The sequence below is a fragment of the Thermobifida halotolerans genome, from assembly GCF_003574835.2.
Classification (GTDB): Bacteria; Actinomycetota; Actinomycetes; order Streptosporangiales; family Streptosporangiaceae; genus Thermobifida; species Thermobifida halotolerans.
The window spans coordinates 2,192,317-2,206,919 of record NZ_CP063196.1 but is presented as its reverse complement, the minus strand read 5'-3'; the positions used below and the strand labels follow the sequence as shown (position 1 = coordinate 2,206,919).

The 14,603-nt window shown below is 66.6% G+C and carries 11 protein-coding genes, 2 pseudogenes and 1 other annotated feature; of the genes and pseudogenes, 6 read left to right on the top strand and 7 right to left on the bottom strand.

All coding sequences use genetic code 11. The features are described 5' to 3' along the window. Nucleotides 1-11: 11 nt before the first annotated feature. Nucleotides 12-781: pseudogene (locus NI17_RS09925) on the bottom strand (transposase family protein). 237 nt (nucleotides 782-1,018) lie between these two features. Between NI17_RS09925 and NI17_RS09920 the strand changes: the two are divergent. The 5 genes and pseudogenes from NI17_RS09920 (at nucleotide 1,019) to NI17_RS09900 (ending at nucleotide 6,747) form a co-directional block, all read left to right on the top strand. Then, entirely contained in the window at nucleotides 1,019-2,422 is a 1,404-nt protein-coding gene (locus NI17_RS09920; RefSeq protein WP_147416995.1) for a helix-turn-helix domain-containing protein, read from the top strand. Next, nucleotides 2,419-3,294, top strand: coding sequence for a phosphotransferase enzyme family protein (locus tag NI17_RS09915; RefSeq protein WP_068693811.1), 876 nt, complete (start codon nucleotides 2,419-2,421; stop codon nucleotides 3,292-3,294). Before NI17_RS09920 ends, NI17_RS09915 begins: the two co-directional genes overlap by 4 nt. Before the next feature lie 335 nt (nucleotides 3,295-3,629). Beyond that, the gene (locus tag NI17_RS09910; RefSeq protein ID WP_084012859.1) at nucleotides 3,630-4,931 is read left to right on the top strand and encodes a helix-turn-helix domain-containing protein; all 1,302 of its coding nucleotides are present in this window, start codon (nucleotides 3,630-3,632) and stop codon (nucleotides 4,929-4,931) included. A gap of 224 nt (nucleotides 4,932-5,155) precedes the next feature. Further along, a complete protein-coding gene (locus tag NI17_RS09905; protein WP_147416994.1) occupies nucleotides 5,156-5,482 on the top strand; it encodes a hypothetical protein in 327 nt (108 codons plus the stop codon). A gap of 33 nt (nucleotides 5,483-5,515) precedes the next feature. Further along, a pseudogene (locus tag NI17_RS09900) lies at nucleotides 5,516-6,747 on the top strand (IS3 family transposase). Next, nucleotides 5,794-5,907 (top strand) — a sequence feature (AL1L pseudoknot). Its footprint overlaps the pseudogene before it by 114 nt. 254 nt (nucleotides 6,748-7,001) lie before the next feature. On the opposite strand, the gene NI17_RS09895 reads toward NI17_RS09900, so the two are convergent. From NI17_RS09895 to NI17_RS09880, 4 genes are read right to left on the bottom strand one after another with little or no spacing between them, the layout of a single operon-like run. Further along, nucleotides 7,002-7,454, bottom strand: a complete 453-nt coding sequence (locus NI17_RS09895; protein WP_084012860.1) for an NUDIX hydrolase — start codon at nucleotides 7,452-7,454, stop codon at nucleotides 7,002-7,004. Nucleotides 7,455-7,476: 22 nt separating this feature from the next. Then, on the bottom strand, nucleotides 7,477-8,094 hold the full coding sequence (tmk, locus tag NI17_RS09890; RefSeq protein ID WP_068693820.1) for a dTMP kinase: 618 nt from the start codon (nucleotides 8,092-8,094) through the stop codon (nucleotides 7,477-7,479). Then, complete coding sequence (locus tag NI17_RS09885; RefSeq protein WP_068693822.1) at nucleotides 8,091-9,554, bottom strand: B12-binding domain-containing radical SAM protein; 1,464 nt, start codon at nucleotides 9,552-9,554, stop codon at nucleotides 8,091-8,093. Before NI17_RS09885 ends, tmk begins: the two co-directional genes overlap by 4 nt. Further along, complete coding sequence (locus tag NI17_RS09880) at nucleotides 9,529-10,134, bottom strand: DNA glycosylase family protein (RefSeq protein WP_147416993.1); 606 nt, start codon at nucleotides 10,132-10,134, stop codon at nucleotides 9,529-9,531. The genes NI17_RS09885 and NI17_RS09880 overlap by 26 nt, the downstream gene beginning before the upstream one ends. Before the next feature lie 571 nt (nucleotides 10,135-10,705). Here NI17_RS09880 and NI17_RS09875 point away from each other — a divergent pair. Then, nucleotides 10,706-12,253: a helix-turn-helix domain-containing protein gene (locus NI17_RS09875; RefSeq protein ID WP_119268118.1), complete on the top strand. Its 1,548-nt coding sequence runs from the start codon at nucleotides 10,706-10,708 to the stop codon at nucleotides 12,251-12,253. Between the two features lie 2 nt (nucleotides 12,254-12,255). Here the strand turns inward: NI17_RS09875 and NI17_RS09870 are convergent, their stop codons facing one another. After that, nucleotides 12,256-13,140: a phosphotransferase enzyme family protein gene (locus tag NI17_RS09870; protein WP_068693828.1), complete on the bottom strand. Its 885-nt coding sequence runs from the start codon at nucleotides 13,138-13,140 to the stop codon at nucleotides 12,256-12,258. Between the two features lie 157 nt (nucleotides 13,141-13,297). Then, nucleotides 13,298-14,551: a methyltransferase, FxLD system gene (fxlM, locus tag NI17_RS09865; RefSeq protein ID WP_119268117.1), complete on the bottom strand. Its 1,254-nt coding sequence runs from the start codon at nucleotides 14,549-14,551 to the stop codon at nucleotides 13,298-13,300. Nucleotides 14,552-14,603: the final 52 nt, after the last annotated feature.

Here is a 14,603-nt window from a genome sequence, read left to right as displayed (position 1 = left end):
GTGAACCTTCTTCATCCTGCTTCGCGGAGTTGGAGGACCAGTACCGCTCGGACGAGTTCACCGGGTGCGGTGCGGGCAGCACCGCACCCGGTGAAGGACGTGCCAGTTCTTCGACTGGGCGATGGCCCGCTCGCCAGGAGCGCGGAGTGTGGCGTGGGCGGAGTTGGCGTCCTTCTTCCACCAAGGTTTGCCCCGGCCCTTGAACGGACACGACACCGCTCCCGGGGCCAGACCGACACAGGCCCTTGTCGGCCAGGACGAGCAGCCCCGCGGCTTTGATCCGCTCGGCGAGTCGCCAGATGCGGGCGGCCCGGGTATCGGGCACCGCCTCTGGCAGTGCCCCTGAGACCCACAGCAACTCCCCGTCCGGAGCGGCCACCACCTGCACGTTCATCCCGTGCCGGCGATGCTTGCCCGAGGAGAACGGTCGATCTGCCGCCAGACGGCCACCGGCGATGAGCGTGCCGTCCACCACCACAGAGGCGTGGCCTCGCCGTTTGGTCCGGCCCGTCCCCTGCTCCAGCGTGGGGGCCGGTTGGGCGAGCAGGCGGGTGGTCTCACGCACGTACCGCCACGCGGTGGTGGTCGAGACGCCGAAGCCGGCGGCCAACTGGGTGAGGGGTTCGCCTTTGCGCGGGTGGGCCAGGACGAGCAGGGCCTGGGCGGCGGGTTCCAGCCTGCGCCATCGCGACTGGTTGGCGGTGCGGTGGGTGCGGATGGTGCGGGCGGTCAGGTTCAGGGTGCGGCGCGACAACGGCAGACAGGCACGGTCCACCAGCATGTGAAGCCTCTGGTGCTGGTTCTTCTTGGTCGAAAACCCGTCTACCAGGGGCTTCCTGCTGTTCAGAAGGGGACCAGGGCAACCGGTACGAGGCTGTGACCAGCACCACCAGGATGAAAAAGGCTCTATGCCGCCGATTCTCAAGAAGACGGCAGGAGGAACGCCATTAAAGGAGGAGCGCAATACTGCAATAGTCCGTTATGGCGTGCGCAGCAGCCGGGGGAGGATAATCCACCCATGATCTGCGGGAACTGTGGACACGACCACACGAAAAGGAAATGCGGGTGCATTCCCGACGTTTTCTGGCAGCAGGCTGACGTCCGCGAGGCGGTGGCGCGCTCGGACGTCACACGGATCGTGCGGCTGCTGCGCGCCCGCACCGACCTCACCCAAGAGGCGATCGCGAACATGACCGGCCTGTCCCAGGGCATGGTCTCGCAGGTAGAATCCGGCAAGCGCTCTCTACGCAACCAGACGAAGAAAAGCCGGGCACTGGAAGGACTCGGCGTGCCACAAGTTCTTCCCCAGGAATCGGCCTGCGGTGACACACGGACTGACGTTGACCAGAGAAGCTCCGTTCCTATGGACCCGACTTCCCATGGAATGAGTTCTCACCCGTGTTTCTCAGACCCCACCTCCTCGGCCGGGTCACTGGGACTCCTTCACTGCTTGCCCGACACCGCTGACGATCTGGTCGTCGGCATGCTCACCGATGAGTTGCGTCAACTGGCTTCGGCCTATGTCCACCATCCCCTGCCGCCGCTGGTTCCCCGGCTGGTCGCACTACGCAACAGAGCTTTTGGCTACTGCCGATCTGGTGCCCGCCCACGGCTCTTGCAACGGCTTCTGCTGGCTGCGGGGGCTTCCACACTGCTGTTGGCCCATGCCGCACAGAACTTGGGCGACAGGTATGCTGCTTCTGCCCACTTGGCTGCGGCACGTCGCTGCGCCGAGTACGCAGAGCACGACCAACTCCGCTCGTGGGTGCTCGGTTCAGCCGCTCTGTTTGCTGAGTGGCTTCCCGCACCTGACACAGCCGCCCAGCACGCGTCTCACTCCTACACCCTCATGTCCAGTGGGCACACGGCAATTCGTGCCGCAGCGGTCGAGGCACGCGCTTTCGCCCGCCTCGGTGACCGGACTCGGGCACTTCAGGCTCTTGACCGTCTCCAACATGCAGACGCTATCGAACGGACACACGACGATTTCGGGATCACCTTCGGCGGCCTGTTCACGTTTCCCCAGGCCAAGCAAGAGTTCTATCGAGGCAGCGTGCATCTGTTGCTGGGAGACACCGCGACAGCTCGCCACCATGCTGCGGCGGCTTTGAAGGCCTACCGCAGTGGTCCAGCCCAGGAACGCAGCTACGGTGACGAGGCCCTCGCCTGTGTCGACCTCGTCACCGCCCTTCTGCGCCTTGGTGACTTAGAAGGTGCTGAACGTGGACTTTCGGCGCTGCTGCAACTACCGAAGGAGAAACGTATCCAACAACTCTTTCCCGCGCTCGCCGCGCTGTCCCAGCTTCTGTCTCAACCGCAGTTCCGAAGGAATGCCCATGTTCGGGAGATGCGTGAGCGGATTCGCTGCTACCGGGTTCTGGATGTCTCAATGACGGGAATAGCGCTACCGTTGCCCCAGTGACGATCAGCCTCATCTCTCCCGTCGTGATCCGCCTCTGCGAACGCGCCGGGCTGCCCAGCCACGGACTCCGCCTACTCCACCGTCATGCCACCGGTGTCTACCTCATCCCTGATCGATCCGTCGTGGTCCGAGTCAGTCGGGCCTCCGACCGAAGCCGACTCCACACCGCGGTACAGGTGGCCCGGTGGTTGGCTGACCACGGCATCGCGGTCACCGAGCCTTTGGCACTCGACCAGCCGCTGGTCGACAACGACCAAGCCGCGACCTTCTGGACCTACTATCCGCAGTACGGCCGTCCTACGCCCCCCGCCCACTACCTGGGGACGCTGCTACGCCGCATCCACGCACTCGGTGATCCGCCTCTTCCGCTGCCCCGCTACCAGCCGTTGGCAGATCTTGCCCACACGCTCAAGGCCAGTACCTGCCTCAGCGATGACGACCGCGTTTGGCTGCTGGACCGTCGCAACCATCTACTCAGCGTCTATGAGCAACTCGACCTCCACTTGGGCGAGGGGGTGATCCACGGTGATGCCTATCCTGGCAACACACTCTGGGACGGCGACACCGTCCGCCTGGGCGACTGGGATGAATGCGCGATCGGTCCTCGAGAGCTCGACCTGGCCAATACCGTCCACGGTGGACGAAGATTCGGCCGCTCTTCTGAGGCGATCCAGGCGTTCCTCACCGCCTATGGACAAAACATCCTCACCTGGCCGGGCCTGCACACCCTGCTTGATCTCCGCGACCTGCACACCCTCGGCGCCTACATCCGTCGAGCCGATGCGGGAGACCAGACCGCTGCCGCCCATCTCACCCACCGGCTTTCCACTCTGCGCAGCGGCGATGCCACCGCTTCGTGGCTGCTCGACTGACGCACCTCAAACGTTGAGCAGGCACAACGAGTCAGCTACGGCCGCGCCGATCTGTCGGGTTTCCGCCCACGCGACACCCCCGGGGACTTCCCCGGGGCACGGCTGTACCCGCCGCGTGTTCCTGGAAGCAGGAACGAGGTATGTGACCGATCCGAAAAGCGAGTGTTCCTCGCCCCACCGCTCTTCGACCTGGTACGGCTCGTTTCTTTCCCAGCAACCGGATCAACGCACCCATCAATTCCAAGCCCCTACCAGAGGACCCCGGAAGCGAACAGCAAGTTGCTGCAATAATCTGTTATAAGACGCAGACAACTCGATCGTGAATAATAGATTGCATGCTCTGCGGAAACTGCGGACGTGACCGGACGGAAGGCAGGTGCCACTGCGTCCCCGCCGAATTCTGGAAGCACGCGGACGTCCGCGCGGCGGTAGTACGCGGAGACGTCGCGCGAGTGGTGCGCCTACTGCGGCGCCGCACCGACCTGACCCAGGAAGTCATCGCCACCCTGACCGGCCTGTCCCAGGGCATGGTCTCGCAACTGGAGTCCGGCAAGCGCTCCCTACGCAATGCGGCCAAGAGACATCGCGCCCTCGAAGGGCTCGGCGCGCCGTGCCCTGTGTCGCAGCAGCGTCCACCAGGAGATTTGGAGAGCACTGCGGTACCAAAGCCGTTGACCGATCTCTGTCTGCCCGGTGAGGAGAGGTGGGCCTCACTCCCGGCCCGCGGCAGACGGGTCGGACACAGCGAAGCCGAAACTCTGGCCGCTCGGGCACACGCGCTGCGTCTGGCCGATGACCATCTCGCCGGGAAAGACCTCATCGTGCCCGCCCGGCGCGAGTTGGACGCCGCCATCGCACTCCACCGCGACAGCGTCCACAGTGCCGCGGTGGGACGCGCACTGCTGGTCGGGATCGGGGAACTTGCCCAGATCGTCGGGTGGATCCTCAGCGACGCCGGACAGCACGCCGAAGCCGAACAGGTCTACGGCCTGGGCTTGAGCGCGGCCCGCCAGGCCCGAGACTCCGCCTTGGCGGGCAACCTCGCCGGCAGCCTGGCCTACCAGTGGACCAACACCGGCCGAGAACGCGAGGGCCGGGAACTGGCCGTGGCCGCGTTGGAGGAGGCAGGCCCTGATACCCATCCCACGGCACGCGCACTGTCGTGGGACCGCGTCGCCTGGGCACAGGCCCGTAGCGGCGATGTCCAGGCCGCGATCCGCGCACTCGGCGAAGCCTACGAAGCGCTGACGGCCTCCTCCTCACAAGAGGCCCCGGCGTGGGCGTACTGGGTGTCGGAGGAGGAGTTGGAGGTGATGGACGCGCGGGTCTACACCGAACTGCGCCGCCCACTGCGTGCGGTGCCGGTGCTGCAGGCGGTACTCGACCGCTACGACGCCACCCACACCCGCGAACTCGTCCTCTACCTGTCGTGGCTGGCCATCGCACTGATCGACGCCAACGAACCCGAGCACGCCGCCCAGGTCACCGCACGCATGCTCACCCTCTCCGCGGGAGTGGCCAGCCAGCGCACCGACCAGCGCACCCACGTGGTCCTCCACCGCCTGCAACGCTTCCGCCGAGTACCAGAAGTCGAAGAACTGTTCGACTCGTTGCCGGGTTCGACAACGAAACCGTGAGAGCCAGAGCCCCGCATGCGAACTGGCTGCTCTGGCCACCGCCCACATCACAGGTGGAGACGCCGCGGAAGGCGTGAAAGCTGGCTGTGCCGCAGTCGACATGACCGAGCGCCTCTGCTCGACCCGGGTCATCGACCGGCTCGCCCCTTGACTGCTGCGGCACAGACAGTACACACCACCGACGCCGCCGATCGGATGGAGCGGATTGCTGCGCTGCGGACACGATGAGCACACCCCCTTCTGCGCCGACGGCTTCCGCAGGCGGTCTCACGCTGGCCGAGCTCCCCGCGGTCGTGGCAGCCCTGTGCGACCGTGCCGGCCTCGATCCGCCCGGCGCCCAGTTGATCAAGTTCACCAACAACGCCGCACTGCGGCTGGCCACGGCTCCGGTGGTGGTGCGCATCGCCGGCTCCCGCGCCGCCAGGGCCAGCATCACCACGGTGGTGCAGGTGGCCCGCTGGCTGGCCGGGCAAGGCATGCCCGCCGTGCGCTTGCTGCCCGGCATCGACCAACCCGTCGAAGCCGCAGGCCATGTTTCGTGCCGGGTCTGATGGAGGCTCTCAAGCCTGGGAAGGATGAGAGTCATGCCAGCATCGAGGAAGTACCCCGATGAGCTGCGCGAACGCGCTACCCGGATGGCCGTGGAGGCCCGCCAGAACCCGGCCGCGCGAGACGGGGCGATCGCCCGCATCGCCGACCAGCTCGGCATCAACCGCGAGACCCTGCGCAACTGGGTCACCCAGGCCGAGGTCAACGCCGGCGACCGCCCCGGCACCACCACCGACCAGGCCCAGCGCCTGGCCGACCTCGAACGTGAGAACCGCGAGCTGCGCCGGGCCAACGCCATCCTCAAGTCCGCGTCGGCTTTCTTCGCGGCGGAGCTCGACCGCCCACACACCAGGTAGTCGACTACATCGACACCCACAAGCAGGAGTTCGGGGTCGAGCCGATCTGCCACACCCTGCAGATCGTCCCGTCCACCTACTACGCCGCCAAGACCAGGCCGCCCTCGCCCCGGTCGCGCACCGATGAGGCCACGAGCGCCAAGATCACGCAGGTGCACGCCGACAACTACGGCGTCTACGGAGCACGCAAAATGCACGCCGAACTCAACCGCCAGGGCCACCGCGTGGCCCGCTGCACCGTGCAGCGGCTGATGAAGGCCGCGGGGCTGCGCGGCATCACCCGCGCCAGGGGGCCGCGCACCACCGTGCCGTCCCCGGCCGCCGAGGTGCGCCCGGACCTGGTGGAGCGCTCCTTCACCGCCGATGCGCCCGACCAGCTGTGGGTGGCCGACATCACCTACATCCGCACCTTCGCCGGGTGGGTCTACGCCGCCTTCGTCATCGACGTGTTCTCCCGCCGCGTGGTGGCCGGGTTGGTGTCGAAGTCGCTGCGCACCGACCTGGCCCTGGACGCGCTGGAGATGGGCCTGTGGAGCCGCGAGCACGTCGGCCGCAGCGTCGACGGCCTGATCCACCACTCCGACCGCGGCGTGCAGTACGTCGCGGTGCGCTCCACCCAACGCCTGGCCGAGGCCGGCGCGGTGGTCTCGGTCGGCACCACCGGGGACTCCTACGACAACGCTCTGGCTGAGGCGTTCCACTCGCTGTTCAAGGCCGAACTGGTCCGCAACCGCGGCCCGTGGAAGAACATCGACGACCTGGAGCTGGCGGTGGCCGAGTACATCGACTGGTTCAACCACCGCCGCCTGCACGGCGAGATCGGCCTGGTCCCGCCAACGGAGTTCAAAGACGACTTCTACCAGCACAACCCCGCTTCGGCATCCGCCGATGCGTTAGTTCCGAGCCTCTAAAAAAACCGACACGAAACAGTGGGCGGGCGCATACTGATCATGACATCGCCGGGTGGTCGGACGTTGGCTACAACCTCGATCCAACCCCCGGCGGGGTCCTTGTCAACATGCGCCCGCTGTCGTCCTGGGCTGAGGTTACGCGCAGAACTTCAGAAAAGGCGCTTAGGGCAGCACCGCCGCAGTGCACTCGGCACGCGATGGCGATCCTGGCCTCAGCGATCGGGCGCCACCCTCCTGGCTACTGGGCTGTTGGATCAGCCGACGGGGAACGGCCAGTTGTGGGGCGCGTACCCGGTGCCGGTGAGCCAGGTGCGGATGCCCTGGGCGGGGTAGTCGATGGTGGTGTCGGGCAGCAGGCGGGGATCGGCCCACACGAGTTTGCCGCACTTGCGGGGTTCGGCGTTGTACGGCTCCCCCTCCCAGTTCCGGGCGGTGAAGAACACGCCGATGCGCGCCAGGTCGGGGCGTTGGCGGTGGTGGAGGACCGCGGCCAGGGCGAGGTCGTCGGGGTCGATGGCGACCCCGACCTCTTCCCGGGCCTCGCGGGCCGCACCGTGGTGGAGCGGTTCGCCCTCCTCCAGGTGGCCGGAGGGCAGGTGCAGCATGCCGTCGCAGTACCCGGTGTTCTGCCGCTCCAGCAGCAGGATCTCCCCGTCTCGTTGCAGAATGACGTGGACGTCGACGACGCTGCGGTAGCGCTCCGGCATGGCTGGCCTCACCTGGGACGGCTTACTGGGGATGTCGGTGTGACCATAGCGCCTGGATGGTTCTGATGAGGCGGGAAACCGTTACTTCCACATCAGGACTGGTGTCGATCACCAGTGTGGAAACGCCGATGCCCTCCAGCATGGGAAGTACCTCCTGGTAGAGGACGATCTCCCGGCCGGTGTTGGCGGGATCGTCCTCGAAACGGCCGTGGGAGCCACGCGTGGTCAGCCGCTCACGAAGCACATCCGGTGGGGCGGTCATGATGACGTTCAGGTCGGGAAGATCGACGTGGGTGTTGAGGGCGCGGACGAATTCTGAGGGAACGCCGTCGATTCCGGCTTGCAGGACCAGAGACGAGGCAAGGTAGCGGTCACACAGCACCAGCCGTTCTGCTGCCAGAGCGGGGCGGATCTCGGTGTCGAGGTGGTGGTAGCGGTCGGCGGCGACCAAGCAGGCCAAGGACAGGCCGCGGTAGTCGCCGGTGTGGGCACGGGTGAAGCGGCCCAGTGCGGAGTGCGACGGTTCGGTGGTGGCGACCACCGGCAGCCCTTCCTCGGAAAGTCGCTCTCGCAGGAGTCTCACGGTGGTGGACTTCCCGGCGCCACCGGGACCGTCGAAGGCAACGAACAGACCGCTCACGCCGCCCTCCGCATGTACTCGCTGCGGGACAGTTCCACCAGCGCGGCGCGTACTTCCTCGACGGTGGGCTCGCCGAACTGGATGCCGGTGGAGAAGTTGAACTCGTCGCGGTGGTGCAGGGCCACGTCCGCTCCCTGATCGGTCAGGTCCACCGCCGTGTAGTTGAGCAGTTGGGTGGGGGTGTAGCGGCCGGTGGCGAGCAGTCGGCGCCATTCGGGTGTGCCAGGGTAGGGCCGGAACTCGAACACAGAGGAGCGGAACCGACCCGGAGCGCTGTCGGCGAGGTCCCACAGTTCGTGGACCAGGGCCACGGTCTCGGCCATCTCCTCGCGGGTTTCGGTGGGAAATCCCAGGATGAAGTAGCCCTTGACGTTGATTCCGCGAGAAAGGAGGCGGACGATCACAGAGCGGACCATGTCGCGGGTGATGCGTTTATCGATGTAGGTCAGCACCCGTTCACTGCCGGACTCGATGCCCAAGGCGACCTCACGCAGCCCGTTGGCTGCCAGCAGGTCCAGGGCCGCTTCGTCGAGCCGGTGCAGTACGTTGATGCGGCCGGTGGCGTCCCACACCGCCCAGTCACCGATTCGCGCCTTGGTGAAGCAGACTGTCATCTGATCGATGACGCGTCGGGCTCCCAGGAACAGGTCGTCGACGAAGCGGAACGCCGTCACGCCGAGGCTGTTGCGCAACTGCTCCATCTCGGCGACGATGCCCTCGGCACTGCGTACCCGAATGGTGACGTCAGGATTGGCCGAGACAGCGGCACCGCAGAACGAGCAGTCGTAGGGGCATCCACGCGCTGCGACCATGGCGGCCTCCCACCGTCCCGCGTCAGAGTAGGGGTCTTGGACGAGGTAGCGACGGTCCACGAACGGCAGTCCATCGACGGACGGGGCCAAGTGATGGCCCTGCCCGGCATGTCCTCCGATGGCAGGGGTCTTCGACAGGGAGTCGAGCCACATCACGCCGGGCAGGTCGCTGCGGCGGCGGTGGTCGTCCAGCAGTTCGGCGACGCGGGTCTCGGCCTCGCCGATGACCAGGGCCGCACAGCGGGCCATGCGTTCATCGGTGAGGATCTGGGTGGGCATGGCCTTGGCCTGGTGACCGCCCACCATCACCTTGATGCCGGGGTCGAGGCCCGAGGCGATGGTCGCGGAGATCTCGTAGGTGGGGGCCAGCAGGTTGAATCCGACCCAGCGGGGCAGTGCCCGGTTGATCGCGGCGACGGTGTCGGCGACCGACAGGCCGAGCGCTTCGGCGTCGAGCACTCCCACGTTGAATCCGCGGTGGGCGGCGTAGGTGGCGATGTAGCCGACACCCAGCACGGGAAGGGTGAAGTCGTTGACACGGGGACGCTGGGCGTAGTCGCGCAGCGGGGTGTTGATGAACAGGACGTCCAGGGCGTGGTCGGGGTTGTGGCCGCGGATGGGGTCAGTCGGGGGCGTACTCCTGTGCACGGCGTCCTCCCAGAGCAAGGGTGAGCACGGTGAGGGTCGACAGTTCGCGGGGAGTGGCGGTGCAGCGCTTCCAGCGGGCGGCGAACTCGGGTTCGCTGTCGGGCCAGACCAGGTCGGGGGCAGCCTGAGCCGCATAGGTACGGACCGCCAGGTCACCGCAGGGGTAGAGGGAGAAGTCGCCGGTGTGGTCGGCGACAGCGGCACCGGCGGTCCACGGGCCGATCCGGTGTACTGACTGCACTTCGGTGACCAGGTCGGTGGGGGGCAGACTCGTCCATTTGTCACCGAGGTCGAGGAACGCCTCGGCGGCGGCGCGCAGCGGACGCCGTTTGAACGCCATGCCCAGGCGCGTGTACTCGGCGTCGCTCACCGCCAGAACCGTCTCCGGAGCGGGAAAGGCATGCAGACGGTTTCCGCCATGGGTGATGCCCTCCCCGAAAGCTGCGCTGAACCGCTGATACATGAGACGGGCCTGGCCGGCGCGGATAACCTGGCGGATGATCGCGGTAGCCAGGGCATCCCACAGGTCGGGGTTGCGCAACCGGGCGACCGGTCCCCGTCCGTACAGCACTTTCCGCAACCGCTCAGGGACACCTTCACCAAGGTGTACGGGATCGTAGACGTCGACCATGGGTCCGGCTGTTCCGTTCCGGGGCGGGGGCAACAAAGTGGCAGCAGAGACGGTTCGTGGACCGCCGCTCATGCGGACGACGCGGACTCCGAAGTCGCTCCAGCCCGGGTGCTCAAACAACAGGTACACGGTCTCTCCTCGGCTCGGGGTAAGTCGGTCTCAGACTCTGGCATATCGTGCTGCGCTTTCAGCAAGACATCACAGAACTGGTACCCCCTGGGCTGCACACGACCGGCGCTCCCGTGTGAGAGCCCATCCGAAGGGCCAGCGCACCGCCCGATACCATGGGCGCTCCCAAGCTTTCCTTGGCCTCTGATCAAAAGGTCACTAGCACGGCCCGAAGAACCGGAGCCGGTTTCAGTTGGCGTCCGCATCAGGTTTGCACTGACTCTGCTCCTTCAGTGGCCTGTCGACGTCTTCCATTCTCGGGGCTCCACAGGAGAAGCTCCATTAATGAGCTGTCCAAGCCGTAATAATCCGTTATAGAACGTGGAGCAGCCGATGAGGGAAAATCATCTCCATGATCTGCGGCAACTGCGGACACGACCGCACAAAAAGGAAATGCGACTGTATCCCTGCTGTTTTCTGGCAGCGCGCTGACGTCCGCGAGGCGGTGGCACATTCTGATGTGACACGGATCGTTCGGCTGCTGCGCGTCCATACCGACCTGACACAGGAAGCCATCGCCCACCTGACCGGCCTGTCGCAGGGCATGATCTCCCAGATGGAGTCGGGGAAACGCTGCCTACGAAACGCGGTGAAGAGGCGCCGCGCCCTCGAAGGGCTTGGGGCATGCCCGGGGAGAGAGAACTCCGAGACAGAGGGTGGTGAGGGAGCCACCGTGTCGCAGAGGATCTCCTCTGTTCGGGACCATGCTGCAACCCTCGGGACGAAGACCCGGGAACGAGGGGAGAGGAACACCGCCTGGAAGAAGGATCAGGTGTCTGCGGGATTGTCGGTGTCCTTCACCGCTGACCTGTCGACAGAATCGGTCGAGACGGCCCGACGATTGTGGCAGGCCGACCTCGACGGAGACTCCACGGTCCATCGGATCCAGGTCGAGGCGGAAGCGCTTGCACCCCCGACACTGCGATGGCTTCTCGCTCCTCCGACCACCCTCACCACTGTCTCCGACGCCACTCCCGCAGTCAGTTCCGAGCATGTCAGCGCGGTCAGGCGGGCGTGCCAACTGTTCGAAACCCTGGATCATGAATTCGGTGGTGGCCATGCCCGCAAGGCCGCTGCGCAGTACCTGCACAGCGAGGTGGCTCCCCTCCTGCGAGGCCGCTACAGCGCGGAGGTGGGGCGCCAACTGTTCGCGGCAACCGCACGCTTCGCCTACAAGGTCGGTGCCATGGGTTACGACGCGGGTCTGCACGGACTGGGACGCCGCTACTTCATCCTGGCGCTCAACCTCGCACACCTGGGAGGCGACCGGGCGCTGGGTGGTAAGGCCCTCGCTCTGCTGAGTCACCAAGCGAACTTCCTGGGCGAGTTCCGCCAGGCAGTGGACTTCGCCCGCGCTGCTAAAAACGGAGCACGGGGCCGCGCCACTCCGCGGGTCCACGCGATGTACGCAGCCATGGAAGCCAGAGCCCTGGCATCACTCGGTGAGGAACGCGAATGCGCCAGAGCCCTGCGGGAGATGGAGGACGCTTTTCAACGCAGCGACCCAGACCAGGAACCGGAGTGGATGGACTACTTCGACGAGGCGGAGATCAACGACGAGTTCGCGCACTGCTTCCACGACCTCGGCCATGCCGGACCGGCGGAACACCACGCGCGGACCGCTGTTGAACTGACCCGGCGAGAGTTCCGCCGTGGTCGAACCTTCGCCGGACTGGTCCTGGCCGGCAGTCACCTGATCGGCGGCTCCAGCCACCACGACGTCGAACACGCCTGCGCCACCGCCGCAGAAGTACTGGACCGAGCGGGACCGCTACGTTCGGCCCGTGTCACGACCTATGTCCGCAAGTTCGGCAGCCGCCTCGCCCCCTACACGGATGTGAGAGCCGTGCGGGAGTTCCGTGAGCGACTACGGACAGAAAAAGCTGGCCAAACGCGGTGAGGTCAGGTTCCCGGTGTCCAGTGGCGCGGTGCTGAAGGCGTAAGGAGAGAGGCGATACGTTTGCGGGCCTCAGGAAGCAGGTGAGGTTCCCGACCGGTACGGGCGCACAGCCAGGCCGTCATGCGCAGTTCGCGTATTGCCGCGAGTGTCTCGAAGCCGACCCACTCGCGCACGTCGGTTCCGTACGCACGGACGAAGTCGGTGTAGTCGGCAGGTGAGTACCAGCCCAGCCGCACGTACACCGCCGCGACGATCAGGTCCCACTCTCGTGGACCTGTGGAGAATCGCTCCAAGTCCAACAGCACCACCCGGCCGTCCGAACCGCGGATCGCGTTCTTGCGGTGTGCGTCTCCGTGCACCGGCCCGGAAGGCAGTTCGAACACCAGGTGCTGGAAAGCCGTACGCAACCGGCCATGCAGGTGGCGGAGTTGACGCAGTTCATCGAGGGACAGTCCCACAGCGGCGTTGAGATAACCCTCCACGCCTCTGAAAGGATCCAACGCGGGCAACTCCAGGTCCTCGGAGGGACAAAGCTCGTGAAGCCGCCGCAACAGGGCCCCCAAGTCGGCCGGAGAGGCGATAACCGGATCAGGAATCGCCTCCCACACCGTGACCACATGGCCGTCAACAGTCAACGGTTGTGTCACGAGGGGACGCACCACGGGAAACGACTCCGCCAGCAGCCATCTCGCGATGGCGAGTTCCCGCCGGACCCTGCCGAGGTGCACACGGGGAGTCACACGGAGCACCACCCCCTCGCGGGGCAGCAGGAGTGTCGCGTTGTCCCCCACAGGCCCCATGATCCGCATTCCGGAAGAATCCAGTCCTGACCTGAGAGCGGCGTCGAATGCGGCACCGCGGGCTTTCCGCTCGGTGAGACCTGCCAACCGACCGTCCCGTCCTTCCCTGTAGACAGCGGCCCTGTTCCGTCCGACCGAATCGACTACAGCACGGATAGCGCAGGAGGACCAGGGCGGCGAAGCCATGGTGAACAACCCAGAAACCAGAAGAATTCGTCGCACCAGGGCACCGTGGTGTCCACGGTCATTGCCAGATGACGGTGACGGGGTGGTGGGGGCGGTCCAAGACGAAGCGGCCCGCCTCCGGATCGGAGGCCACCGGAGTATCGGAAAGCTCGAAGCGTACCCGCCGGTTCCGGTGGTCGCGGTCCCAGACCCGCACCTCCTCGGCCACACGGTGCGCCAACTCTTCGGCGCCGGGGCCGTGGCCGATGACGCCGACCTCGTAGCGTTTGGTGCCGTCGGGGCCGGGCTCAGCTGCTCGGATGGTGAGGTAGGCGAGGTCGCCGCCGCGGGTGGTGGCCATGGCCGTGGTGGGAAACATCGGCGCAACCAGTCCGCTGTCCCGGGCGGCGGGTTCGACGTTCATGCGCATCAGCGGGTTGGCCAGGCGGCAGGACAGCCACAAATACAGCCACTCGAACGACTCCCGCGGCACGAAGCCGACCCCGGTCCACGCCTCGCAGCGGCCGGTGTCCAAAGCACCGGCCAGCGCACCGGCGTCGGTGTCGGTGTTGTCCTTGTGGGTCTGCAGGGTCACCTGCCCGTCCCCGGTGAGGTCGATGACGCGGCGGGCGTCGTCACCGATGCCGCGCAGCGGCATGAACACCGCCAGTTCGCTGCCGCGGCTGGTCCATCCGCGCTCGGCGCGCTCGAAGACGATGCTGCGGGAGACGGCGCCGCTCAGACGCAGCGGCACCACCAGACGCCCGCCGGGAGCCAGTTGTTCCAGCCAGGCCGTGGGCACCTCGTAGGCGCCGACGGTGGCGATGATCCGGTCGTAGGGAGCGCTGTCGGGGTGGCCGAGGGCACCGTCGCCGAGGACCACCTCGACGTTGGGTGCGCCTGCGGCGGCCAGGTGGTCCCGGGCTCCCGTCACGAGGTCGTCGTCCACGTCCACCGTGGTGACGCGGCCTTCGGGTCCGACGAGGGCGGCGAGCAGGGCCGCGTTGTAGCCGGTGCCCGCGCCCAACTCCAGCACGCGCATGCCCGGTGCGGCCTGGAGTTGCTCCAGCATCATCGCCACGATCCTCGGCTGGGAAGCGGCGCTGACGGAGACACCCGTCGCGGGGTCGTGCTTGGTGTGGACGGCCTCATCGGCGTAGGCCTCCTCCAGAGACGTCCCGGGCACGAACAGGTGCCGGGGCACCCGGCGCAGGGCCGCCTCCACCGCGGCGCTGCGGACCACGCCGTCCGCGCACAAACGGTCGACCAAGGCGGAACGCAACTTCTCGGTACGAGCGGCCTCTGCGAAACCATGGTTCAGGGCAGTGCTCATCGTAGAAACCTCGCGGTTGGAGCGGACAAAGAACACCGTGCCAGGGCAGCGG